This is a genomic window from Malonomonas rubra (assembly GCF_003247215.1).
GTDB classification, from domain to species: Bacteria; Desulfobacterota; Desulfuromonadia; order Desulfuromonadales; family Geopsychrobacteraceae; genus Malonomonas; species Malonomonas rubra_A.
Genome location: NZ_QKAP01000022.1, coordinates 1 through 22,640, shown reverse-complemented (window position 1 = coordinate 22,640; position 22,640 = coordinate 1). Strand labels below are relative to the sequence as shown.

General features: G+C 53.6%; 22 protein-coding genes and 1 other annotated feature. Of the genes, 20 read left to right on the top strand and 2 right to left on the bottom strand.

What is annotated here, in order from left to right:
- Positions 1-23: 23 nt before the first annotated feature.
- On the top strand, positions 24-1,460 hold the full coding sequence (ahcY, locus tag Q7J88_RS02120; protein WP_303720501.1) for an adenosylhomocysteinase: 1,437 nt from the start codon (positions 24-26) through the stop codon (positions 1,458-1,460).
- A 71-nt stretch (positions 1,461-1,531) separates the two neighbouring features.
- On the opposite strand, the gene lptG is transcribed toward ahcY, so the two are convergent.
- Positions 1,532-2,614, bottom strand: coding sequence for an LPS export ABC transporter permease LptG (gene lptG, locus Q7J88_RS02115; protein ID WP_303720500.1), 1,083 nt, complete (start codon positions 2,612-2,614; stop codon positions 1,532-1,534).
- The gene (gene lptF / locus Q7J88_RS02110; protein ID WP_303720499.1) at positions 2,611-3,798 is read right to left on the bottom strand and encodes an LPS export ABC transporter permease LptF; all 1,188 of its coding nucleotides are present in this window, start codon (positions 3,796-3,798) and stop codon (positions 2,611-2,613) included. Before lptF ends, lptG begins: the two co-directional genes overlap by 4 nt.
- Positions 3,799-4,063: 265 nt before the next feature.
- Here lptF and rpsB point away from each other — a divergent pair, with 265 nt between their 5' ends.
- From rpsB to Q7J88_RS02015, 19 genes are all read left to right on the top strand, one after another.
- Positions 4,064-4,858 carry a 30S ribosomal protein S2 gene (rpsB, locus tag Q7J88_RS02105; RefSeq protein WP_303720498.1) on the top strand — a complete coding sequence of 265 codons (795 nt, stop codon included), beginning with the start codon at positions 4,064-4,066 and terminating at the stop codon, positions 4,856-4,858.
- Positions 4,859-4,975: 117 nt separating this feature from the next.
- The gene (tsf, locus tag Q7J88_RS02100) at positions 4,976-5,884 is read left to right on the top strand and encodes a translation elongation factor Ts (protein ID WP_303720497.1); all 909 of its coding nucleotides are present in this window, start codon (positions 4,976-4,978) and stop codon (positions 5,882-5,884) included.
- Positions 5,885-5,908: 24 nt separating this feature from the next.
- Entirely contained in the window at positions 5,909-6,634 is a 726-nt protein-coding gene (gene pyrH / locus Q7J88_RS02095; protein WP_303720496.1) for a UMP kinase, read from the top strand.
- Entirely contained in the window at positions 6,631-7,188 is a 558-nt protein-coding gene (frr, locus tag Q7J88_RS02090) for a ribosome recycling factor (protein WP_303720495.1), read from the top strand. Before pyrH ends, frr begins: the two co-directional genes overlap by 4 nt.
- Positions 7,189-7,226: 38 nt before the next feature.
- Positions 7,227-7,391, top strand: coding sequence for a DUF362 domain-containing protein (locus Q7J88_RS02085; protein ID WP_303720494.1), 165 nt, complete (start codon positions 7,227-7,229; stop codon positions 7,389-7,391).
- Positions 7,392-7,526: 135 nt separating this feature from the next.
- Positions 7,527-8,297: an isoprenyl transferase gene (locus Q7J88_RS02080; RefSeq protein ID WP_303720493.1), complete on the top strand. Its 771-nt coding sequence runs from the start codon at positions 7,527-7,529 to the stop codon at positions 8,295-8,297.
- Positions 8,298-8,307: 10 nt separating this feature from the next.
- The gene (locus Q7J88_RS02075) at positions 8,308-9,093 is read left to right on the top strand and encodes a phosphatidate cytidylyltransferase (protein ID WP_303720492.1); all 786 of its coding nucleotides are present in this window, start codon (positions 8,308-8,310) and stop codon (positions 9,091-9,093) included.
- A gap of 8 nt (positions 9,094-9,101) precedes the next feature.
- On the top strand, positions 9,102-10,262 hold the full coding sequence (locus tag Q7J88_RS02070) for a 1-deoxy-D-xylulose-5-phosphate reductoisomerase (protein WP_303720491.1): 1,161 nt from the start codon (positions 9,102-9,104) through the stop codon (positions 10,260-10,262).
- A complete protein-coding gene (gene rseP, locus Q7J88_RS02065) occupies positions 10,259-11,578 on the top strand; it encodes an RIP metalloprotease RseP (RefSeq protein WP_303720490.1) in 1,320 nt (439 codons plus the stop codon). The genes Q7J88_RS02070 and rseP overlap by 4 nt, the downstream gene beginning before the upstream one ends.
- Positions 11,578-12,285: a tRNA (adenosine(37)-N6)-threonylcarbamoyltransferase complex dimerization subunit type 1 TsaB gene (gene tsaB / locus Q7J88_RS02060; protein WP_303720489.1), complete on the top strand. Its 708-nt coding sequence runs from the start codon at positions 11,578-11,580 to the stop codon at positions 12,283-12,285. Before rseP ends, tsaB begins: the two co-directional genes overlap by 1 nt.
- A 99-nt stretch (positions 12,286-12,384) precedes the next feature.
- Positions 12,385-12,603, top strand: a complete 219-nt coding sequence (locus Q7J88_RS02055; RefSeq protein ID WP_303720488.1) for a DUF465 domain-containing protein — start codon at positions 12,385-12,387, stop codon at positions 12,601-12,603.
- A gap of 146 nt (positions 12,604-12,749) precedes the next feature.
- Positions 12,750-14,420 carry a dihydroxy-acid dehydratase gene (gene ilvD / locus Q7J88_RS02050; protein WP_303720487.1) on the top strand — a complete coding sequence of 557 codons (1,671 nt, stop codon included), beginning with the start codon at positions 12,750-12,752 and terminating at the stop codon, positions 14,418-14,420.
- Positions 14,421-14,564: 144 nt separating this feature from the next.
- Entirely contained in the window at positions 14,565-16,262 is a 1,698-nt protein-coding gene (gene ilvB, locus Q7J88_RS02045; RefSeq protein WP_303720486.1) for a biosynthetic-type acetolactate synthase large subunit, read from the top strand.
- A 36-nt stretch (positions 16,263-16,298) separates the two neighbouring features.
- Positions 16,299-16,790, top strand: a complete 492-nt coding sequence (gene ilvN / locus Q7J88_RS02040) for an acetolactate synthase small subunit (RefSeq protein ID WP_303720485.1) — start codon at positions 16,299-16,301, stop codon at positions 16,788-16,790.
- Positions 16,791-16,948: 158 nt separating this feature from the next.
- Positions 16,949-17,959 carry a ketol-acid reductoisomerase gene (gene ilvC / locus Q7J88_RS02035; RefSeq protein ID WP_369681951.1) on the top strand — a complete coding sequence of 337 codons (1,011 nt, stop codon included), beginning with the start codon at positions 16,949-16,951 and terminating at the stop codon, positions 17,957-17,959.
- Positions 17,960-18,042: 83 nt separating this feature from the next.
- Positions 18,043-18,693: a phosphatidylserine decarboxylase family protein gene (locus tag Q7J88_RS02030; RefSeq protein ID WP_303720483.1), complete on the top strand. Its 651-nt coding sequence runs from the start codon at positions 18,043-18,045 to the stop codon at positions 18,691-18,693.
- Entirely contained in the window at positions 18,684-19,442 is a 759-nt protein-coding gene (gene pssA / locus Q7J88_RS02025; RefSeq protein ID WP_303720482.1) for a CDP-diacylglycerol--serine O-phosphatidyltransferase, read from the top strand. Before Q7J88_RS02030 ends, pssA begins: the two co-directional genes overlap by 10 nt.
- Positions 19,443-19,556: 114 nt before the next feature.
- Positions 19,557-19,784 (top strand) — a binding site (T-box leader).
- Between the two features lie 190 nt (positions 19,785-19,974).
- Positions 19,975-21,516: a 2-isopropylmalate synthase gene (locus Q7J88_RS02020; protein WP_303720481.1), complete on the top strand. Its 1,542-nt coding sequence runs from the start codon at positions 19,975-19,977 to the stop codon at positions 21,514-21,516.
- A 39-nt stretch (positions 21,517-21,555) separates the two neighbouring features.
- Positions 21,556-22,640: 3-isopropylmalate dehydratase large subunit (locus tag Q7J88_RS02015; RefSeq protein WP_303720480.1), on the top strand; the 1,085-nt coding region annotated here is incomplete at its 3' end.

Sequence of the window (22,640 nt, the reverse complement as noted above, 5' to 3'; positions counted from 1 at the left end):
CTAAATTAGGAGAGTGTACAAAGATGGAAAATCAGGACTTTAAAGTCAAAGATCTTTCCCTGGCCGAATGGGGCCGCAAAGAAATTATTCTGGCCCAGGAGGAGATGCCGGGGCTGATGGCGTTGCGCGAAGAATATGCAGGGCAGAAGCCACTTGAGGGGGCGCGGATTTCCGGTTCGCTGCACATGACTATCCAGACGGCGGTCTTGATCGAGACCTTGGTCGATCTGGGGGCCAAGGTGCGTTGGTGTTCCTGTAATATCTTTTCCACGCAGGATCATGCTGCGGCTGCGGTCGCCGTTGGTCCGGAAGGAACTGCTGATAACCCGCAAGGGATTCCGGTGTTTGCTTGGAAGGGGGAGACTCTGGAAGAATATTGGTGGTGTACCGAGCAGATGCTTACCTGGCCGGACGGCGAATTTCCCAACATGATTCTTGATGACGGTGGTGACGCGACCCTGTTTGTTCTTAAGGGTAACGAATGGTCGGTGGATGCAGTGCCGAATGTCACCGAGGATGACCCGGAGGACTGGCGCGAGCTGGTTAACCAGCTTGAGAAGTCGATCATCGCCGATGCCCAGAAGTGGATCAAGACCGCCACTTCGATTAAGGGGGTGACCGAGGAGACCACTACCGGAGTGCATCGTCTCTACCAGATGGAGGAACAGGGTGAGCTTCTGTTCCCGGCGATGAACGTTAACGATGCGGTCACCAAGAGCAAGTTCGACAATGTCTACGGCTGTCGTCATTCGCTGGTCGATGGCATCATGCGCGCAACCGATGTGATGCTTTCCGGCAAGGTCGCCGTGGTCTGTGGTTACGGCGACGTCGGCAAGGGCTGCTGTCAATCCCTGAGTGGGCAGGGCGCGCGAGTCATTGTCACCGAAATCGACCCAATTTGCGCGCTGCAGGCGCTGATGGAGGGGTATGAGGTGAAGCGGGTCGAGGATGTCCTTGATTTTGCCGATCTCTACGTTACCACCACCGGCAACAAGAACGTCATCACTCTGGAGCATATGCGCCAGATGAAGAACAACGCCATCGTCGGCAACATCGGCCATTTTGACAACGAGATCGAGATGGCAGCGATGGAGAAGGCTGGCGACGTAGAGCGGCAGAACATCAAGCCGCAGGTTGACCGCTGGGAGTTTGAAGACGGACACGGGGTTATCGTGCTGGCTGAAGGGCGTCTCCTCAACCTCGGCTGTGCTACCGGTCACCCGAGCTTCGTCATGTCAAACTCCTTCACCAACCAAGTGATGGCGCAGATCGAGCTGTTCCAGAATGGCGAGAATTACGAAAACAAGGTCTATGTGCTGCCGAAGCAACTGGACGAGAAAGTGGCCCGCCTGCATCTCGATAAGCTGGGCGCCAAACTGACCGTTTTGACTGAGGAGCAGTCGAAGTATCTCGGTGTGCCAGTCGCTGGCCCTTACAAGCCGGATACCTATCGCTATTAAGCTCGCTAGCAGGATCGTTGCAAAAAAGCCCGGTCGACAGCACGTCGACCGGGCTTTTTTTTAGGAGGTCGCTACTCTTTCACGCTCAGTAGCATCCAGACGCCAAGCAGTATAAAGATGAGGTTGGTTGTCCAGGCCGCCACGATCGGCGGTAACGCACCGGAATAGCCGAAAGCGCTCACCAGCGACTGGAGGATGAAATAGATTACACCGATGCCGAGGCTGAGTCCTATCCCCAAAGCGATGTTGCTGTTGCGGCCACGCTGTAGCGCAAATGGGATGCCGAGAAAGGCCATGATCAAACAGGTGAAGGGGGCGGTCAGTCGATTATGCATGTCGACTCGTTGTCTGGTCGAGTCGATCCCTTCCTGGTCAAGTTTTTTGACCATGTTCAGCAACTGCCGGAAATTAAGGGTCTCGTTCTGGGCCGCCTGTTGCGCAAAGTCCTCCGGTTTCCGGTTGATGTTGATGGTCTGATTGCTTAGCGACTCGATCTTCAGCAGATCACCATAGGTCGGATCGAAACGGTTTTCGGTCAGTTGTTTTGTTGTCCATTGGCCGTTTTTGAAATCGGCCTGCGTAGCCTCTTGGCGTCGGATAATTTTCGGCGAATCGTCCAGTTCAAAAATGGTCACTCCATGTAAGCGCTGGTTCTGCGGGTCTGCTACTTTGATGTTGATGATTCGATTTTTGTCGCGAAACCAGAGTTCGTTCCGTTTCAAGCTGAGTTGCTGCTTGCCTTGCAGCTTGATATCGAGGAGGTTGTTCAATGCCCTGGCGTTTAAAGGAACGACAAATTCATTCAGCGTTAATAGCAAAATGGAGAGCCCCAGTGCCAAGAGCATAAAGGGTTGCACGATCCGCCAAAGGCTGACGCCGCAGGCACGCATGGCAGTCACTTCATTAGTCCGGCCAAGGATGCCGAGGGTCAAGACCACCGTCATGAGGATCGACAGGGGAAGTATCTGGACAAACACAAAGGGAATGCTGTTGAACAGGTAGGTGAGGTAATCGCCCGCCGATGCTTTGTAGTCGATGAAGTCGCTGACTTTTTCAAAAAAATCGATCAACAGGTAGATGCCGATAAAGGCCCCGACACTCAAGGATAGAATGCGTAAAAAGTGTTTCAGCAGGAACCGGTTGAGAATCATCATGGCCGTTCCTTGCCGCTAATCAGGTGCTTGAGTTGTCCGAGTAGTCGTGCCGGCCAGCTGAAAAATGACATCGGTTGTTCGATGGCGGTGCGGTGCAGAAAGTAGCTGCCGCCGAACAGAAAACAGAAATTCGGCAGCCATAGAGCGACCGATGCGGGCAGTGCCCCTTTGCCGGCCAGGGTGCTGGCGACGCTGAGCAGTAGGTAATAGACCAGGGCGATCGCCAATGCCATGGCGAAGCCGGCGCCTTTCCCGGAGCGGTTCGATTGCAGCCCGAGCGGAACCCCGACCAGAGCGAAGACCATCGGGGCAAAGGCGATGGCGACCCGCTTGTGTTTTTCTACCGCGAATCTGTACTTGGCTTTTTCGTTGTCAGCTGCGTCGTAAGCCTCGTTAAGTTCCGACCAGGAAAGCTCGCCGCGCGATCTGTGCCGCTGCTTTTCATCGGCCAGCTGGCTGGCGAGATCGAGGTTGATGTCGTAGGTGCTGAAACCGACTGTCTGGTAGGTTGCTTTTTTCTTGCCGGTCGGTTGCCTGTGGATGGTGCCATTGCTGAGGCGCAGGGTCAAGCTGTAGTTTTTCGGGTCGGGAATGAAGCGCCCTTGTTTGGCGACGATTGTTGCCGGTGTTTCTCCCTCCCTTTCATCTGAAATGAATACCCCTTCCATGATCCCCTGTCGCTCATCCATTCCACGTGTATATAACACCAGGCCATCAAAATTGTCATTGAAGATGCCAGGCTGAACTCCAACGCTGGCTCTGCTTGAGGCGATCTGAAACAGTTTGCTGCGGAAGGCGCTTTTTGAGGCGGGTTCGACGATGATCGTCAGCCAGCCGGTCAACAGAGAAAAACAGAGCCCCATCAGCAGCACCGGCTTAAGCAGCGCATAGAGACTTACGCCAGAAGCTTTCAGGGCGATGAATTCGCTGTCGGCCGACAAGCGACCGAAGGCGAGCAGGATGCCGAGCAAGAAAGAGAGTGGCATCGTGATGCTGAAAAAGGTCGGCATCAGGTAGCTGAATAGTTGAATGATCTCTCGGCTCGGTACCCCTTTGCTGACCACAAGTTCGGTCAGTTTTGGGATGCGTCCCATCAGCAGGACAAAGGTGAAAATCAGCAAGCTCAGGACGACCGGAACACTGATCTCACGACTGATATAACGATGAATACGTAGGCTCGACATGGTGGCGCATGTTAGTACAGCGGCTCACATCTGTAAATAAGGTAAACCATGTCTGGTTGCGGAAAATAGCGCTTAGAATGGGATAAAGGATTGCTGCCCAATTTGGAAAATTTCACTTGCTTGGAACTCGCTTGAGTGTTATACCCGTGCAGTTATTTACTACGCACGCTTCAGGATCTGTTCAGGATGGTTCTCGATCAACACCGGAGGCCTGGCAGAAAAGACTGGGGCGGAGGATTTAAACCAGAAAAAGGAGTAAAATCAGATGGCCCAAATCACCATGAAACAACTGCTCGAAGCCGGCGTTCACTTCGGTCACCAGACCAAGCGCTGGAACCCGAAAATGAAGCCTTACATATTCGGTGCCCGTAACGGTATCTACATCGTCGACTTGCAGAAGACCGTTCGTTATTTCAAGACCGCCTATCAGTTTATTCAGGATACCGTCGCTAATGGCGAAAAGGTTCTCTTTGTTGGCACTAAGAAGCAGGCACAGGATGCCATCCTTGAAGAATCGATGCGTGCTGAGCAATATTACGTCAACAACCGCTGGCTCGGCGGTATGTTGACCAACTTTGCCACCATCAAGCAGAGCATTGATCGCTTGAAGAAGATCGAAGCAATGGGTACTGATGGCACCATCGAGCAGTACACCAAGAAAGAGGCCCTGCAGCTGGAGCGCGAGCGCGAGAAGCTGGAGAAGAACCTCGGCGGCATCAAGAATATGAGCAAGCTGCCGGCAGCGGTTTTTATCATCGACCCGAAAAAGGAAGCGATCGCCGTTCAGGAAGCCAACAAGCTGGGAATCCCGGTTGTGGCTGTTGTAGATACCAACTGCGATCCGGACAATATCGATTACATCATTCCGGGGAACGATGATGCGATTCGCGCCATCCGCCTGTTCGCTAGCAAAATGGCTGATGCCTGTATCGAAGGTGGCCAGCGTCGCAAGGATCAGAAGCAGACTGAAGCGGAAGGACAGGATGATCAAGTTGCTGAGGCAGCACCTGCCTCGGTGGAAGAGACTCCGGCAGCTGAAGCGACCCCCGCTGATGAATAGCCTAATCTTTACTAATAACAGTGAAAATGCATAGGCCGGCGGCCGGGCTTCGGTCCGGCCGTTGCTTTAACACCTAAATTTACGGGTGCGATGCCCGTCAACACTATGGAGGAAAATGTGAGTATTACAGCTGCGATGGTATCGGAACTGCGTAAGAAGACCGGCGCTGGCATGATGGATTGCAAAAAAGCCTTGACCGAAACGGCCGGCAACATGGAGGAAGCGGTCGATTTTCTGAGGAAAAAAGGTCTTGCCGCTGCTGCCAAGAAATCTGGTCGGGTTGCCGCCGAGGGGATGGTTGTTGCCGTTTCCGAAGGAACGGTCGGTGCGCTGGTCGAAGTCAATGCCGAGACCGACTTCGTTGCTAAAAACGATGCCTTTAAGGCTTTCGCTGCAGGCATCGGCCGGGTCGTGGCGGCTAACGTTGCCGCTGACGTTGAAGCTCTGAAAGGGCTCACTTATCCCGAAACCGGTCGTACCGTCAGCGAAGAGCTGACCCACCAGATCGCCACCATCGGTGAGAACATGGATATCCGTCGCTTTGAGCGGATTGACGCCGGCCAAGGGGTTGTCGCTGATTACGTCCATGGTGCCGGGAAAATAGGGGTTCTGGTTGAACTGCAGACTGAATCGACCGACGAGAAGGTTGCTGAGCTGGGTCGTCAGATTGCCATGCATGTCGCCGCAGCCGCTCCCCAGTACCTGAATCGCGACAGCGTGCCTTCCGCAGTGATTGACAAGGAAAAAGAGATTATGCGCGTCAAGGCTCTCGACAGCGGCAAACCGGAAAATATCGTTGAGAAGATCATTACCGGTCAGATCAACAAGTACTTCGGTGAGGTTTGCTTGATCGAGCAGGCTTTCGTCATCGATCCGGACCAAAAAGTCGGCAAAGTGGTCGAGGCTCTGGCCAAGGAACTCGGTACCGAAATCAAGCTGAACAGTTATGCTCGCTACCAACTCGGTGAAGGTATCGAAAAGAAGGAAGATGATTTCGCGGCCGAAGTTGCTGCCTTGAGCAAGTAAAACCCCGATCTGCAGGAGCCTGACGTGGCGATCAAGTACCAACGTGTTCTTCTGAAACTAAGTGGTGAAGCCCTTGCCGGCGAGCAGGGCTATGGAATCGACCCGGATGTGATCACTTCGATTGCTGCTGAAATCAAGGAAATAGTCGATCTTGGCGTTCAGGTTGCTTTGGTTATTGGTGGTGGCAATATCTTTCGGGGTCTTGCCGCCTCCTCCAAAGGGATGGATCGGGCTAGTGCCGATTATATGGGAATGCTCGCCACTGTTATGAACAGCCTGGCGATGCAGGACGCCTTAGAAAAGCAGGGGGTTGTGACGCGGGTCCAGTCAGCGATCGAGATGCAGCAGATCGCCGAGCCGTACATCCGGCGCCGGGCGGTTCGCCACCTGGAAAAGGGGCGGGTGGTGATTTTCAGTGCCGGTACCGGCAACCCTTATTTCACGACCGATACGGCCGCCAGTTTGCGGGCGATGGAAATCAATGCCGAAGTTATCCTTAAGGCAACCAAGGTCGATGGCGTCTACACGTCCGACCCGAAAAAGAACAGCGATGCTGTGAAACTGCCGACCCTGACCTATCTCGAAGTGTTGCAGCAAGGATTGCAAGTAATGGATGCGACGGCGACTTCGCTTTGCATGGATAATAATCTGCCGATGATCATTTTCGATCTGACCCAGCGCGGCAATATTCAGAAGGTTGTTCGCGGTGAAGAGATCGGTACAATTGTCAAGGGAGGTGATGCAGGATGATAGATGAAGTCATGAGTGAGGCCCGGTCAGCCATGGATAAGGCTGTCAAGGCATTGAAAAAAGAGATGACCAAGGTCCGTACCGGACGGGCAACAACTACTCTGCTTGATGATGTGCGGGTTGATTATTACGGTGTGCCGACCCCACTGAACCAGGTTGCAACTCTGTCTGCACCTGAGCCGCGCTTGATCACTGTGCAGCCCTGGGAGAAAAACCTGATTCCGGAAATTGAAAAGGCGCTTTTCAAGGCGGATCTCGGGCTGACACCGTCCTCTGATGGTCAGTTGATCCGTTTGCCGGTGCCGGCACTGACGGAAGAACGCCGCAAGGAGATGGTGAAGATCATCAAGCGGATGGGCGAGGACGCCAAGATCTCGGTTAGAAATGCCCGCCGTGATGCAAATGACACCCTGAAACTGCTGGAAAAAGAAAAAGAAATTACCGAAGACGAGTTGAAGCGTGGCGAAAAGGAGGTTCAGCAGGTGACCGACGAATTTGTCGACACGATTGATTCGGTAGTGCAAAAAAAAGAAGAAGAGGTCATGGAGATCTGATCTTCGACGGTCTGTAATTTATGTGGAGGTAACAGCGAATGGCTTTGAAGATTAACGAAGAATGTATTGCCTGTGGAACTTGTGTTGACACTTGTCCACTGGGGGCGATCGTTGAATCTGGAGAAACTTATACGATTACTGACGAGTGCACCGAGTGCCGCGCCTGTGTAGACAGCTGTCCGGTAAATGCGATCGTCGATTAAGCGATTATTGGTCAGTTTTGTAAGGGGATGCCTTCGGGTGTCCCCTTTTTTATTGGCGAGCTTTTTCCATTCTTGCTGTTAAGGCGGAAATCATGCTAATTTTCCAGCTTATGTTTTTCGAGGGGTAGGCTGGGAATGTCTGAACAAGTAAAAGAGAATTGTGCTCCGCTACAGCATCTGGCCGTTATCATGGACGGTAACGGACGCTGGGCCAAAAAACAGGGTTTGCCGAGGATTGCCGGCCATCAACAGGGGGTGCAGACCGTCGTTAAGGTTGTTGACGAGTGCTTGCAGGTTGGCATCCGCTACTTAAGCCTGTTTGCATTCAGTTCCGAGAACTGGGGTCGTCCGCAGCAGGAAGTGGACGCGCTGATGGAATTGTTGTTGCAGTTTCTCGCTTCGCAGCGGCAGAAGATGCTGGATGGGAGCATTCGCCTGCGGGTGATTGGCGATCGTAGCCGTTTATCTGCATCGGTACGGCGGGCATTGACCGAAGCCGAAGCCGATACTGCTGGAGGGAGCGCGCTGACCATGGTGTTGGCGTTATCGTACGGCGGTCGGGATGAAATCCTGCGGGCGGCAAAGCAATTGGCGGAGAAGGTCTCTGCGGGGCTTGATCTGCAAACTGTCGATGATGATCTGTTTGCTCAATTTCTTGATACGCAGGGAATCCCGGAGCCGGATCTGCTGATCCGCACCAGCGGGGAGAAGCGGATTAGTAATTTCCTGCTCTGGCAGGTGGCCTATGCCGAACTTTATTTTACTGATGTATTGTGGCCCGATTTTGATGCGCAGGAATTGCACCGGGCCCTTGAGGACTACCGACAGCGAAAGCGGCGTTTCGGTTTGACTGATGATCAGCTGATGACGTCGGGGTCCGATCTGTCGGAAGGAGAGAGCCATTAAACAGCGTATTGTGACTGCAGCGGTTGTCATACCGCTGCTGATACTGTTGGTCGCCTTTGCCAATTCGTTGATCTTTTCATTGTTTCTCGCCGTAGTACTGTTCTTGGCCCTTATTGAGTTCAACCGGATGGGCCTAGCGGAAAATAATGTCGTTGAGCAGTGGGTGGCGGCGGGGGCCGGTGCCCTAAGCATCCCTCTTCTCTATATGCAGCGTCATGAGTTGTTGTTACCCCTATTCGGGGGAGCAATTCTGATCTTGGGCCTGTTCTTTCTATTCCGTTTTTCAGAACTCTCCGCGGTTCACCATCGCCTCGGTTGGCTTTGCCTCGGCTTTTTTTATTTGCCCTTTCTTGTTGGGCATCTGGTCGAATTGCGTTATCAGCCGAATGGGCGTGCATGGATTTTTCTAACACTATTGGTGATAATGGTCTGTGATAGCTGCGCCTATTTTGTTGGTAGCAAACTGGGAAAGCATAAGCTCTACCCCGCAGTCAGCCCGAACAAAAGTGTCGAGGGGGGGGTCGGTGGTTTGCTCGGCTCGGTGCTGGTAGTTGAACTGGCCGGATTGACTTTTTTGCCGATGATCGGGGTTTGGGACGGTATTGCAGTCGGCCTGCTGCTCGGTGTTGTAGGCCAACTGGGAGACCTGTTCGAGTCGTTGCTGAAGCGAGCCTGCGGCGTAAAGGATTCCGGCACGCTGATCCCCGGCCACGGTGGCTTGCTCGATCGACTCGATAGCCTGTTGTTTGCTTTTCCCGTTGTTTATTGCCTCGCCAGGTATGGGTATGGTGGGTGAGTGAAATAATGAAAAACCTGACTATTCTCGGTTCAACCGGCTCCATCGGCGTCAGTACGCTGCAGATTATCGAAGCATTTCCCGATCGTTACAAGGTTGTGGCGCTGTCGGCAGGAAAGAATATCGACCTGTTGTTGAAGCAGGTTGAGCGTTTCCGGCCCAAAATAGTCGCCGTTGCGACGGAACAGGGTGCGGAAAGGTTGTCTGCAGGTCTTAAGGGGCTTGATGTCCAGATTGTCTGCGGGATCGAAGGATTGATTCAGTGTGCTACCTGCCACGATGCACAGATGGTCGTTGCCGCGATCGTCGGCGCCGCCGGTCTGGTTCCAACCATGGCTGCGATCAAGGCCGGCAAGGATGTTGCCCTTGCGAACAAGGAGACCCTGGTAGCGGCAGGTTCCCTGGTGATGGCTGAAGTAGAGCGGCAGGGTTGCTGCATGATTCCGGTCGATAGCGAACATTCAGCTATTTTCCAGTCACTGGCCGGGCAGCGCAAGGAAGATATCCGCCGCTTGATCCTGACCGCTTCGGGGGGGCCTTTCCGGAAGCACGACCTGGAACAGCTCTCGTCGGTCACCCCTGCAGATGCCTTGGCACATCCGAACTGGGATATGGGGCAGAAAATTTCGATCGATTCTGCAACCATGATGAATAAAGGCTTGGAGGTGATCGAAGCGCACTGGTTGTTTGGCGTGCCAGGTGAACAGATCGCCGTGCATATCCATCCGGAAAGTATTGTCCACTCGATGGTCGAATACTGGGATGGTGCGGTGATAGCGCAGCTCGGGGTTCCTGACATGAAAACACCGATCGCTTACGCTCTCTCCTGGCCGCAACGGCTACCACTTGAGCAGAAGCCGCTTAGCTTGACACAGGCCGGAAGCTTGACTTTTGCTGAGCCCGACTTGCAGCAGTTCCCCTGTTTGCGGCTGGCCTACGAGGCGATGGAGGTTGGCGGCAGCCTGCCGGCTGTAATGAACGCAGCCAATGAGGTGGCGGTCGAGGCCTTTTTGCAACAGCGGATCAGTTTTCTCGGTATCCCGGAGCTGATCGAGGCGGTGATGAAGCGTCATCATCCAGAGCAACTGACAACCATCGACCGGGTGTTGCAGGCTGATTTATGGGGTCGTCAGGAGGCAAGAAACTTGATTGATGGAGGTCTCAAATGACTACCGTAATCGCCGGTATTCTAATGCTCGGAATACTGGTTTTCGTTCACGAATTAGGCCATTTTTGTGTCGCCAAGTGGTGTGGTGTTAAAGTCCTGAAATTTTCCCTCGGTTTCGGACCGAAGTTGGTTTCCAAGCAGTGGGGAGAAACCGAGTATCTGATCTGTGCCATCCCCCTCGGCGGCTATGTCCAGATGCTCGGCGAAGGAAGCGGCGAGCAGGGTGAAGCGGCTGAGTTGACTGCTGAGGAGCGGAAGCGCTCATTTGCCGACAAACCGGTTTCGCGGCGTTTGGCGATTGTTTCCGCCGGGCCGCTGATGAACCTGATTCTGCCGTTTCTGATTCTGCCGGTCTCCTTCATGGTCGGTGTGCAGATGCCGAGTTACATCGACCAGCCGCCATGTGTCGGCCATGTACTCGCTGATTCCGAAGCGGCCAGTGGTGGATTTGCAGCTGAAGATTGCGTTGTCAGTGTCAACCAGCGATCGGTTGCCACTTGGAACGACACCAACCGGGCATTTGTCAGCGGGGCGGGGGAATCGCTTGTTTTTGAAGTCGAGCGGAATGGCCAGTTGCTGAAATTGGAACTCCCGGCGGACAACAAAAGTCTGGAAGGGATGCAGGCTTTAGGGCTTTTGCCGCAGCAGGAAGCCCGTATCGGCGACATGGCCGACAATATGCCGGCAAAACTAGCCGGTATGCAAAAAGGTGATTTGATCCTGCAGATTGGCAAGCACCGGATTACATCCTGGTACGATTTGCGGCCGATTGTGCAAGAGGTCGGCAATCAATCGGTGCCTGTGGTGCTGGAGCGGGATGGCCAAACCGTAAAGGTCGAGTTGACCCCGGAACAACGAGACGGTGAAGGAGATTATCTGATAGGTATCGCGCCGAAGCAGGCCACCGAACTGAAACGTTTCGGTTTTGTGGATGCCTTACAGGAAGGGGCTAAACGGACTTGGGAGCTGATTGAACTGACCGTCGTTTTCGTTCAAAAGCTGTTCAGTGGCAGTGTTTCGACGAAGAATATCGGCGGGCCGATTACCGTCGTTCAGGTAGCTGGACAAGCCGCGCAGACAGACTTGGCGGCAATTCTCTCGGTACTAGCCTTCATTTCAATCCAGTTGGGAATACTCAATCTGCTGCCGATCCCGATCCTCGACGGTGGCCATATCCTTTTCAACCTGATTGAGTTGATCATCCGGCGGCCGGTGTCGATCCGTGCGCGCGAGGTGGCCCAGCAGGTAGGTATGGCGATGTTGCTGATGCTGATGGTGTTGGCTTTTTATAACGATATCATCAGACTGTTGGGGTGATGGGCAATTCTGCAGACATAAAGATTCTTGCCATCGACAGTTCTTCCTTCACCGGCAGTGTCGCTTTGTGCCAGGGCGAGAAGCTGGTTGGCGAGTCGCTGCTGAATGTGCGTAGCACTCACAGTGAGAACTTGCTCAGACAAATCGATCTGTTGCTTGCCGACACAGGGTGGCAATTGCAGGATCTCGACCTACTGGTGGCAGTGACTGGGCCGGGATCCTTTACCGGGCTTCGGATCGGCATAGCGACCATCAAGGGGTTGGCACAAGTCGTTGCCAAACCGGTTATTGGAGTTTCCTCGTTGCAGATGCTGGCCATGAATCTGCCTCTGTCGCCGGTGCCGATCTGCGCGTTTATGGATGCCCGTAAAAAAGAGGTCTATAGCCAACTGTTCCGCTGGAGCGAGGAAGGTCCGCAACCGGTCGGTGAGGCGCAGGTTCTCCCGCCGCAGCATCTGCTGCAGCAGATCGATTGTCAGGTCGCTTTTGTCGGCGATGGTGTCCCCCTGTATCAGCAGGAAATCATCGAGGCGTTGGGCGAAAAGGCTCTGTTACCAAACGCCTCCGCACATCAGGTTCGAGCTTCACAAGCCGCTTGGCTGGGTTGGCAGGGCTTTGTTCATGAGAGGGTGGATACCGCTGCGGAATTGCTGCCAATCTATATCCGACCGTCTGATGCCGAGTTGGGCCATAAGAAGAAGTCTTAACTTGTTTTTCTGCGAGGTTCAGTTATTGACATTTGCAGCTCATTTTGATTAGCTATAAACATGTTTTATGAGTTCTAACCCTGACACGCGGAGGTGCCAATGGAAATTGATCAGAACGTGCTGCAAACCCTTCTCGACAGCAATCCCCGATTCCGCATGCTCTACGAAGAACACATCATTTTTGAAAAACAGTTAACCGAATACGATAAAAAACCTTTCTTGTCTACCCAGGAAGAGCTAGAAAAAAATAAAGTCAAGAAGATGAAACTCGCAGGTAAGGATGCGATGGAAAAAATCCTTCATACCGTAAGTAACTGATCCCGTATCGTCATAAACGGGAAGAGTTTTATACAGCAAAGGGTTTAAGCATCCGCTTAAACCCTTTGCTGTATTTTCGTTTTGAGAGTCCAAATTGGTTGGATGAATTTCTATTTGGGTGAAGCCCAATCGACAGGTGAACGGAAATGAGCGAAAAGCGTAGTGATGCAATAACCAAAGGTTTTGAACGGACCCCACACCGGGCTTTGCTGAAAAGCACCGGTGTGCCGAATGAAGAGATGGAGAAGCCGTTTATCGGCATCGCTTCCTCTTTTACCGATCTGATTCCCGGCCATACCGGAATGCGTGATCTGGAGCGGTTCATCGAGAAGGGGGTCCACACCGGTGGCGGTTACTCTTTTATCTTCGGAATCCCCGGTGTCTGCGATGGTATCGCCATGGGGCATAAAGGGATGCATTACTCGCTGCCGACCCGTGAATTGATCGCTGACATGGTGGAATCGATCGCCGAGGCACATCGCCTCGATGGCTTGGTATTGCTCACCAACTGCGACAAGATTACTCCGGGGATGCTGATGGCGGCTGCGCGCCTCGACATTCCCTGCATCGTCGTGACTGCTGGACCGTCGCAGACCGGGTCTGGTCGGGAAGGGAAACGCTTCTCCTTTGTCACCGACACCTTCGAGGCGATGGCACAGTACAAGGCGGGAGTGATCGATGAAAAGCAGTTGATGATGTGCGAGGACAACGCCTGCCCGACCGCCGGTTCCTGTCAGGGGCTGTTCACCGCCAACACGATGGCGATCTTGACCGAAACCATGGGCATGAGCCTGCCGCGTTGCGGTACTGCGTCCTGTGTATCCTCGCTGAAACGGCGGATCGCTTTCGCTTCCGGTGAGAAGATTGTCGAACTGGTACGCAACAACATTACCCCGCGGCAGATTCTGACCCGTGAAGCCTTCGAAAACGCTATCCGCGTCGATTTGGCGCTTGGGGGGTCCAGCAACACAGTCCTGCACCTGCTGTCGATCGCCCGTGAGGCTGGTGTTGATCTACCGCTCGATGCCTTCGACGAGCTGGGCCGTACCACACCGCAACTTGCCTCAATGAACCCGGGTGGCATCCACTTCATGGAGGATCTGGATGCGGCTGGTGGGGTTCCGGCGGTTCTCTATCAGCTGCGCGACCGGATCAACGACAACCCGACCCTGCTTGGTGCCAGCATCAAGCAGATCGTCGCGAGTGTCGAGTCTGTCGATGAAGAAGTGGTGCATCCGGTCTCCGACCCGGTCCGTCCGGAAGGCGGTATCGCCATCCTTAAGGGGAACCTGGCCCCGGAAGGTGCGGTGGTCAAGCAATCGGGCGTTTCAGAAAAGATGATGAATTTCAGCGGCACGGCGCGTTGTTACGATTCGGAGGAGGCGGCCATGGCAGCGCTGATGGGCGGCAAGGTGGTCGCTGGTGATGTGGTGGTGATTCGCTACGAAGGGCCGAAGGGTGGTCCCGGCATGCGCGAAATGCTGGCTCCGACCGCAACTCTGATGGGGCTCGGCCTTGGTGACTCGGTGGCCCTGATCACTGATGGCCGCTTCTCTGGGGGTACCCGTGGCCCCTGTATCGGACACATCTCTCCGGAAGCGGCACAAGGTGGTCCGATCGCTTTGGTTGAAGACGGTGATCTGATTATACTTGATATCCCGAACCGCAGCCTGAAGATCGATCTGTCGGATGCAGTTCTCGAAGAACGTCGCGCCAAATGGCAGGCGCCTGAACCGAAGATCAAGTCCGGCTGGCTGGCCCGTTACGCCAAGGTTGTGACTCATGCCGGTACTGGCGCGGTGTGCAAGGCTGACTAGAAAATCAACCTAAGTTTCGAAAGTATATTGATTTTTATATCTTCAGGGCGTTAAACTCCCTGTTTCTACTGGCAGTGGATAACGGTTTTCCACTGCCAGTGTTCTATTTGGATTATTTGAGAGACGACTGCAGAGGAGTATCAGGTGGAACTGACCGGTTCGCAGATTTTACTGGAGAGTTTGCAAAAAGAAGGGGTCGATACCGTATTCGGCTACCCTGGTGGTGCGGTGATCAATATTTACGACGATCTGTTCGATTCGCCGCTCGAGCACGTTCTGACCCGTCATGAACAGGCAGCGGTTCATGCTGCTGACGGGTATGCGCGTAGCACCGGTAAGGTTGGGGTGGTGATTGCAACCAGTGGTCCTGGCGCCACCAATACCGTCACCGGGATCGCCACTGCCTACATGGATTCGATTCCGATGGTGATCATCACTGGTCAGGTGCCGACGCCGCTGATCGGTAACGATGCTTTCCAGGAAGCCGATATGTGCGGCATCACCCGCCCCTGCACCAAGCACAACTTTCTGGTTCAGGACATCAAGGATCTGGCGCGCACCATCAAGGAAGCTTTTTATATCGCCCGCTCAGGACGTCCCGGCCCGGTGTTGATCGATTTCCCGAAGGATATCCAGATTGCCAAGACCAAGTACAAGTATCCGGAAAAGGTCAACCTGCGTGGTTATAAGCCGACCTACGAGGGGAATACTCGGCAGATAGCAAAGGCGGCCAAAATGTTTCTGCAGGCCAAACGGCCGGTTCTCTATGTCGGCGGCGGTATTAACCTGTCGGCAGCCAATGAGGAGCTGATCAAGCTGTCGGAGATGACCCAGACCCCGGTGACCACGACCCTGATGGCCATGTCCGGGTTTCCGCAGAATCACCCCTTGGCACTGGGGATGCTCGGCATGCACGGGACCTTTTATGCGAATATGTCGGTCACCGAGTGTGATCTGCTGATTGCGGTTGGCGCCCGTTTTGATGACCGGGTTACCGGTCGGATCGATGCCTTTGCTAAGAAGTCGAAGGTGATCCATATCGATATCGATCCGACCTCGATCAAAAAGAATGTCGCCGTAGACCTGCCGATCGTTGGGGATCTGAAGGATGTTCTTGGCAAACTGGGCGAGAATCTAGCTGAATCGCCGGATGAATTGGCTAAACTGGCTGAGAATACAGCCGATTGGAGGGCCATCATTGGTGAGTGGAAGCAGACCCACCCGATGGCTTACAAACAATCAGACACGATTATCAAACCACAATTTGTTATCGAGAAGATTCGTGAATTGACCGCTGATGACGCCATTATTTCTACTGAGGTCGGACAGCACCAGATGTGGACCGCGCAGTTCTTCCAGTTCCGTCATCCGCGCACCTTTTTGACCTCGGGAGGCCTGGGGACCATGGGTTTCGGTCTTCCTTCGGCTCTTGGCGCCCAAGTGGCCTTTCCTGGCCGCCAGGTGGTTGATATCTCCGGTGACGGCTCCTTCCAGATGAACTCGCAGGAGCTGGCGACCTTGGTGCAGTACCGACTGCCGGTCAAGATCGCCATTCTCAACAACAACTTCCTTGGCATGGTCCGGCAGTGGCAGCAGATGTTCTTCGACAAGCGTTACAGTCAAACCTGCATGGAGCTGCCGATCGACTTCGTTAAATTGGCCGAGGCCTATGGCGCCGCCGGTTTGCGTTGCGAGAAGGTGAGCGACGTTGAGGGCACCATCAAAAAAGCGTTGGAGACCCCTGGGCCGGTACTGATGGAGTTTAAGGTCGCGCGCGAGGAGAACGTGCTGCCCATGGTTCCGGCCGGTAAAGGGATTCATGAAATGGTTCTGGCTTCTTAGCTTGCCAGTTGGATTTTTATAGAGAGGATCTAGAAGATGAAGCATACAATTTCTGTGTTGGTGGAAAATGAATTTGGGGTGCTATCGCGGATTTCGGGACTTTTTTCCGGTCGGGGGTTCAATATCGAGAGTTTGTCTGTAGCGCCGACTTTGGAGCCGAACATCTCGCGGATGACCCTGGTGACGACCGGTGACGATCGCATTCTCGAGCAGATCAACAAACAGCTGAACAAGCTGATCTCGACCATTAAGGTAGTTGATTTCACCGGGGAGGCCTATGTCGAACGGGAGCTGGCACTGATCAAGGTCAACGCCGAAGCTGATTCGCGTGCCGAGGCGCTGCGGATTGTCGATATCTTCCGTGCCAGCGTGGTCGATGTCACGCCGAAAACCTATACCATTCAAATTACCGGCGCCCCGGCCAAGATTGACGGTCTGATCGAACTGTTGCGGCCGATGGGGATCAAGGAGATTGTCCGCTCCGGTCCGATCGTTATGGGGCGCGGAGCCAAAGGGGTAACCGGCTAGTTTGTTTATATCAAACAACTGTTAATTGGTTGGTTGTTAAGGCTTTGCCTCGACAAAGGCTCTGTGCTATAAGGATCAACCGTTTGGCTTTCACCTTTTTCGGTAGCCAAGGCTGCCGTAACGGGATAATTTTTCAGGAGGAAATATCGATGCAAACAATGCCAGTTTATTACGATAAGGATGCTGACCTCTCCATCATTCAGGGGATGAAGGTTTCGATCATCGGTTACGGTTCCCAGGGACATGCCCATGCATGTAACCTGAAGGACTCCGGTGTCGATGTTACAGTTGGCCTGCGCAGTGATTCTTCTTCGGTTGCCAAAGCCGAAGCTCATGGACTGCAGGTCAAGCAGGTTGCTGAGGCGGTTGCCCAGGCTGACCTGGTGATGATTCTTACCCCGGATGAGTTCCAGTCTCAGCTTTATGCTGAAGAGATCGAGCCGAACCTGAAGCAGGGTGCGACCCTCGCGTTCGCCCACGGTTTTGCCATCCACTATAACCAGATTGTGCCGCGTACTGACCTCGATGTAATCATGATCGCACCGAAGGCTCCGGGTCACACGGTCCGCTCCGAGTTCGTCAAGGGCGGAGGAATCCCTGACCTGATAGCGGTCTTCCAGGACGCGACCGGCAAAGCCAAGCAGGTCGCCATGTCCTACGCCAGCGGCGTCGGCGGTGGCCGTACCGGCATCATCGAAACCACCTTCAAGGACGAGACCGAAACCGACTTGTTCGGTGAGCAGGCGGTTCTCTGTGGTGGTGCGGTCGAGCTGGTTAAGGCAGGTTTCGAGACCCTGACCGAGGCAGGTTATGCACCGGAGATGGCTTACTTCGAGTGTTTGCACGAGCTTAAGCTGATCGTAGATCTGATGTACGAGGGCGGCATCGCCAACATGAACTACTCGATCTCCAACAACGCCGAGTATGGCGAATACGTCACCGGTCCGAAGGTGATCAACGATGAAAGCCGCAAGGCTATGAAGGAGTGTCTGACCAACATCCAGAATGGTGAGTACGCCAAGCGCTTTATCCTCGAGGGGCAGACCAATTACCCGGAGATGACCGCCCGCCGTCGTCTCAACGCCGCGCACCCGATCGAGCAGGTCGGCGAGAATCTGCGCAGCATGATGCCTTGGATTCAGAAGATTGTTGATAAGTCTAAGAATTGATTTGGCTAAATCAATTCGGTTAGATTGTGGTAAAAAGGGCGGTCGTTGCGATTGCCCTTTTTACGTCACAAAAGAGATGAAGAATGCGAAATCAAAATAAACCGATAGCGGTTGAAGGCTATCCATTTATCGGACTGTTCGGCTTTGTCACTCTGGTCTGTGCCATGATCGGCTGGAGCTTTTTGACCCTTATCATGCTTGCGTTGACCCTGTTTGCGGTCTATTTTTTCCGTAATCCGGAGCGGGTTGTCCCGGAAGGGCGCGATCTGGTAGTGGCGCCGGCGGATGGCAAAGTAATATTTGTCGGCGATGTCAATGAGCCCCGTTATTTTAAAGAGCGGGTAACCAAGGTCAGCATCTTTATGAACGTTTTCAATGTTCACGTGAACCGGGCTCCCTGTAGCGGCAAAGTGATCGAGATGTACTACCAGAAGGGCGAGTTTCTGAATGCCTCGCTCGATAAGGCGGCCAAGTGCAACGAGCAGGGTGGGATTCTGCTGGAAACTGCACAGGGCAGTCGAATTCTGTTTGTACAGATTGCCGGTCTGGTTGCCCGGCGAATCGTGACTTACCCGGTGATCGGCGATACGCTGGAACGTGGTATGCGCTATGGGCTGATCCGTTTCGGTTCACGCGTCGATATTTACTTCCCGCAAGGGAGCGAGGTTGAAATCAGACTCGGCGAAAAGACCGTCGCCGGCGAAACGATTCTGGGGAAATTGCCTTGTTACTAGAACAACCGACCAAAACCGATAAGCGGGAAAACCTCCGCAAAGGGGTGTATGTCCTGCCGAATTTGATTACAGCGGGGAGTCTGTTTGCTGGTTTTTATGTCATTATCGCCTCGACCGACGGTAATTTTGTCCGTGCCGCCTGGTTCATCTTCCTTTCCGCCATCCTTGATGGGCTGGACGGTAAGGTAGCGCGTTTGACCGGCACCACCAGCAAATTTGGCGTTGAGATGGACTCGCTTGCCGATGTGGTTGCTTTCGGCGTCGCCCCTGGGGTGTTGATGTACGCTTGGGCGCTCAAGCCGTTTGGCAAGCTTGGTTGGCTGGCTGCGTTCCTCTACGTGGTTTGTGGAGCTTTACGGCTGGCCCGTTTTAATGTGCAAGTCGATACCGTGGAGTCGAAACGTTTTGTCGGCCTGCCTATACCGGCGGCGGCATGTATTGTCGCGACCTGCGTGTTGCTATTTTTCGAGTTGGGCGGGACCGGAACCATCAAAAAAGTATCGGTGGTGTTTCTGGTTTTTCTACTGGCATTTTTGATGGTCAGCAAAATCAAGTACTTTTCCCTTAAAGATCCTGATCTGTTCAAACGACAGCCGTTTCGCTTGCTGGTCGGGGCGATCATGGCCATGATTCTGATCGTTGCCAAACCGGAAGTTATGCTGTTTGTCATCGGCATGGTCTATCTGGTTTCCGGACCGCTCGAATACCTGTATCGATGGCGGCGGGGCAAAAAAGAGGAGCTGCTGTAGCTGTTTTCCTGAGGATATATAGATTCGATATCTTCAAAAAAGATAAAATGGAAATATTCGGTTATAAAATCGACTTGACTTGAGGTCGCATTTCCGGTTGAATCGGTTTTTACATGAAAAGCGTTGAAGAGGAGTAGTAAGCTCTCCTTTCCGTTCCAGAGAGCCGGCGGTCGCTGTGAGCCGGTACGGAAAGACGCCGAACTCGCCTCGGAGCTACAGAGATGAAGCCGCCGGTTAGTTTCTGTCGTGAGCCTGCGTAAAGGGCCAATGAAGGATTTCACGGGGAATTTGTGAAGTCGAATCAGGGTGGTACCGCGAAGCATTTCAGCTCTCGCCCCTGTACGGATGTTACAGGCGCGGGAGTTTTTTTGTTTTCTGCGTAAAATCTTAAACAGGATGATGAAAGGGGGTGGTTCTTAGTGGAATCAGACCTAGGTGACCTGCAACCGAAAAAACTAAAGTTAAAGATTTTCACGGATAAGAACTGCCCCGGTATTGACCGGTAGGTTCCACGAGAGAAGGGGATGAGGCCATGAGTCAAAAAGAAAAAATCATTATTTTCGACACTACTTTGCGTGACGGAGAACAGTCTCCCGGCGCCAGCATGAATATCGAAGAAAAACTGCGCATCGCTCATCAGCTGGAAAAGCTCAACGTAGATGTTATGGAGGCCGGTTTTCCGATCGCCTCCGAAGGTGATTTCCAAGCGGTAAAAAAGATCGCCCAGACCATCAAGGGACCGCAGATCGCAGGGCTCTCTCGCGCCGCAGATATGGATATCGACCGGGCTTGGGAGGCGCTCAAGTATGCCGGTGAGCGTGGTCGGATTCACACTTTCATCGCGACCAGTGATATTCATATGCAGCATAAACTGAAGATGAGCGAGCAGCAGGTCATCGATGCCGCTGTCGCTGCCGTCAAGCGTGCTGCCGGTTATACTCCGAACGTCGAATTTTCCTGCGAGGACGCCGCGCGGACCCGTCTGTCGTTCCTGGCTCAGGTGGTTCAGGCGGTTATCGAAGCCGGCGCGACCACGGTCAATATCCCGGACACCGTCGGTTACACAATTCCGTCGGAGTTCACTAAGATCATCAGCTATCTGAAGCAGAATGTGCCGAATATCAATGATGCAATTATCTCGGTACACTGCCACAACGACCTCGGCCTGTCGGTGGCTAACTCGCTGGCGGCGGTACAGGCTGGTGCGCGGCAGGTGGAATGTACCATCAACGGAATCGGCGAACGGGCCGGGAACTGTTCGCTCGAAGAGGTTGTGATGAGCCTGCGTACCCGTCATGACATCCTCCCATATGCCTGTGATGTTGTTACCGAGCAGATCATGCCGTCGAGCAAGCTGTTGACTACCATTACCGGTATTCAAGTGCAGCAGAACAAGGCGATTGTCGGTGCTAATGCTTTTGCGCATGAGGCAGGAATCCACCAGCACGGCGTATTGATGAACAAGGAAACCTACGAGATCATGACCCCCGAGTCGATCGGTCTCAACGCCAACAAACTGGTTCTCGGCAAGCACTCCGGTCGTCATGCTTTTATTGATCGCCTCAAGGAGCTTGGCTACGATCTGAATAAAGCAGAGATCGAAAAGGCTTTTGTTCGCTTCAAAGCTCTGGCTGACATGAAGAAAGAGATTTTTGACGAAGATCTGGATGCCATCGTTGCCGACGAAGTCATGCGTATCTCTGAAACCTACAAGCTGAAGCAGATGAACGTCAGTTCCGGCTCTTTTGCTGCTCCGACCGCAACTGTTGAGCTGGAGGTGGAAGGTGAAATGAAGAAGACCGCAGTGATGGGTGACGGCCCGGTTGACGCTACTTTCAAGGCGATCAAGCAACTGACCGGAACCGATTACCCCTTGCTCAACTTCTCGGTTGGTGCTATCACCGGTGGGACCGATGCACAGGGGGAATGTTCGGTGCGTCTGAAAAACCATGAAGGCCGTGAAGTGTTGGGGCAGGGAGCACATTCTGATATTATCGTTGCCAGCGCCAAAGCCTACATCAATGCGCTGAACAAGATCGCCAGTATTGCTCAACGGACACAGGAATCAGTTTAGTCCGGATTGTTGGCATTAAAAACAGGAGAGTAGAAACTCATGGGTAAGACGTTAGCGGAAAAAATTTTTGACGCCCATCTCAAGGATGAGCCGTTCGAGGGGACCAAGGTCCTCAGTCTCGATCGGGTACTCTGTCACGAAATCACCACCCCGGTGGCGATCGCCGATCTGGAGTGGCGGGGTAAGGACCGGGTATTCAATAAAGACAAGATCAAGGTGGTCATCGACCATGTTACTCCGGCCAAGGACAGCAAGACCGCCACGCAGGCTCTTATCCTGCGCGAATGGGCTCGTCGCCACGATATTCCTGACTTCTTCGATGTCGGGCGCAATGGCGTCTGCCATGCGATCTTCCCGGAGAAGGGCTACATTCGCCCCGGATTCACTGTTATCATGGGAGACAGCCACACTTGTACCCACGGTGCTTTCGGTGCTTTCGCCGCTGGCGTCGGTACCACCGACCTGGAAGTCGGTATTTTGAAGGGGGTCTGCTCCTTCCGCGAGCCGGCGACGATCCGCGTTAACCTGAACGGTACTCTGCCGCGGGGCGTCGTGGCTAAAGATGTAATCCTCTACGTCATCGGTCAGCTCGGTGTTAACGGTGCCACCGACAGGGTCATTGAGTTCCGCGGTCCGATTGTCGATGCGATGAGTATGGAAGCGCGCATGACTCTCTGCAATATGGCGATTGAGGCGGGCGGTACCTCCGGCGTCTGCATGCCGGATATGACCACTGTCGAATATCTCTGGCCTTTCATTCAGGATGAGTTTACCAGCAAGGAAGAGGCGCTTGAGGAGTACGGTAAGTGGGTTTCCGATGATGACGCCAGCTACGACAAGGTACTCGATATCGATGTCTCCAGCCTGGAACCGCAGGTCACATACGATTACAAACCGGATTGTGTAAAGGCTGTGTCGGAGATGGCTGGCACTAAGGTCGACCAGATCTACATCGGCAGCTGCACCAACGGCCGGATCGAGGATTTACGCCAAGCGGCCGAAGTACTTAAAGGCAAGACCATCGCCGATTCGGTGCGTGGCATCGTTTCTCCGGCGACGCCGAAAATTTTTCAGGATGCTTTGGACGAGGGGATCATCAAGGTATTCATGGATGCGGGCTTCTG

What these genes read in the sequence shown, in the direction of transcription:
- ahcY (WP_303720501.1), top strand. Translation starts at nt 24, where the DNA reads ATGGAAAATCAGGACTTTAAAGTCAAAGATCTTTCCCTGGCCGAATGG.
- lptG (WP_303720500.1), bottom strand. Translation starts at nt 2,614, where the DNA reads ATGATGATTCTCAACCGGTTCCTGCTGAAACACTTTTTACGCATTCTA.
- lptF (WP_303720499.1), bottom strand. Translation starts at nt 3,798, where the DNA reads ATGTCGAGCCTACGTATTCATCGTTATATCAGTCGTGAGATCAGTGTT.
- rpsB (WP_303720498.1), top strand. Translation starts at nt 4,064, where the DNA reads ATGGCCCAAATCACCATGAAACAACTGCTCGAAGCCGGCGTTCACTTC.
- frr (WP_303720495.1), top strand. Translation starts at nt 6,631, where the DNA reads ATGATAGATGAAGTCATGAGTGAGGCCCGGTCAGCCATGGATAAGGCT.
- Q7J88_RS02085 (WP_303720494.1), top strand. Translation starts at nt 7,227, where the DNA reads ATGGCTTTGAAGATTAACGAAGAATGTATTGCCTGTGGAACTTGTGTT.
- Q7J88_RS02080 (WP_303720493.1), top strand. Translation starts at nt 7,527, where the DNA reads ATGTCTGAACAAGTAAAAGAGAATTGTGCTCCGCTACAGCATCTGGCC.
- Q7J88_RS02070 (WP_303720491.1), top strand. Translation starts at nt 9,102, where the DNA reads ATGAAAAACCTGACTATTCTCGGTTCAACCGGCTCCATCGGCGTCAGT.
- rseP (WP_303720490.1), top strand. Translation starts at nt 10,259, where the DNA reads ATGACTACCGTAATCGCCGGTATTCTAATGCTCGGAATACTGGTTTTC.
- tsaB (WP_303720489.1), top strand. Translation starts at nt 11,578, where the DNA reads ATGGGCAATTCTGCAGACATAAAGATTCTTGCCATCGACAGTTCTTCC.
- Q7J88_RS02055 (WP_303720488.1), top strand. Translation starts at nt 12,385, where the DNA reads ATGGAAATTGATCAGAACGTGCTGCAAACCCTTCTCGACAGCAATCCC.
- ilvD (WP_303720487.1), top strand. Translation starts at nt 12,750, where the DNA reads ATGAGCGAAAAGCGTAGTGATGCAATAACCAAAGGTTTTGAACGGACC.
- ilvN (WP_303720485.1), top strand. Translation starts at nt 16,299, where the DNA reads ATGAAGCATACAATTTCTGTGTTGGTGGAAAATGAATTTGGGGTGCTA.
- ilvC (WP_369681951.1), top strand. Translation starts at nt 16,949, where the DNA reads ATGCCAGTTTATTACGATAAGGATGCTGACCTCTCCATCATTCAGGGG.
- Q7J88_RS02030 (WP_303720483.1), top strand. Translation starts at nt 18,043, where the DNA reads ATGCGAAATCAAAATAAACCGATAGCGGTTGAAGGCTATCCATTTATC.
- Q7J88_RS02020 (WP_303720481.1), top strand. Translation starts at nt 19,975, where the DNA reads ATGAGTCAAAAAGAAAAAATCATTATTTTCGACACTACTTTGCGTGAC.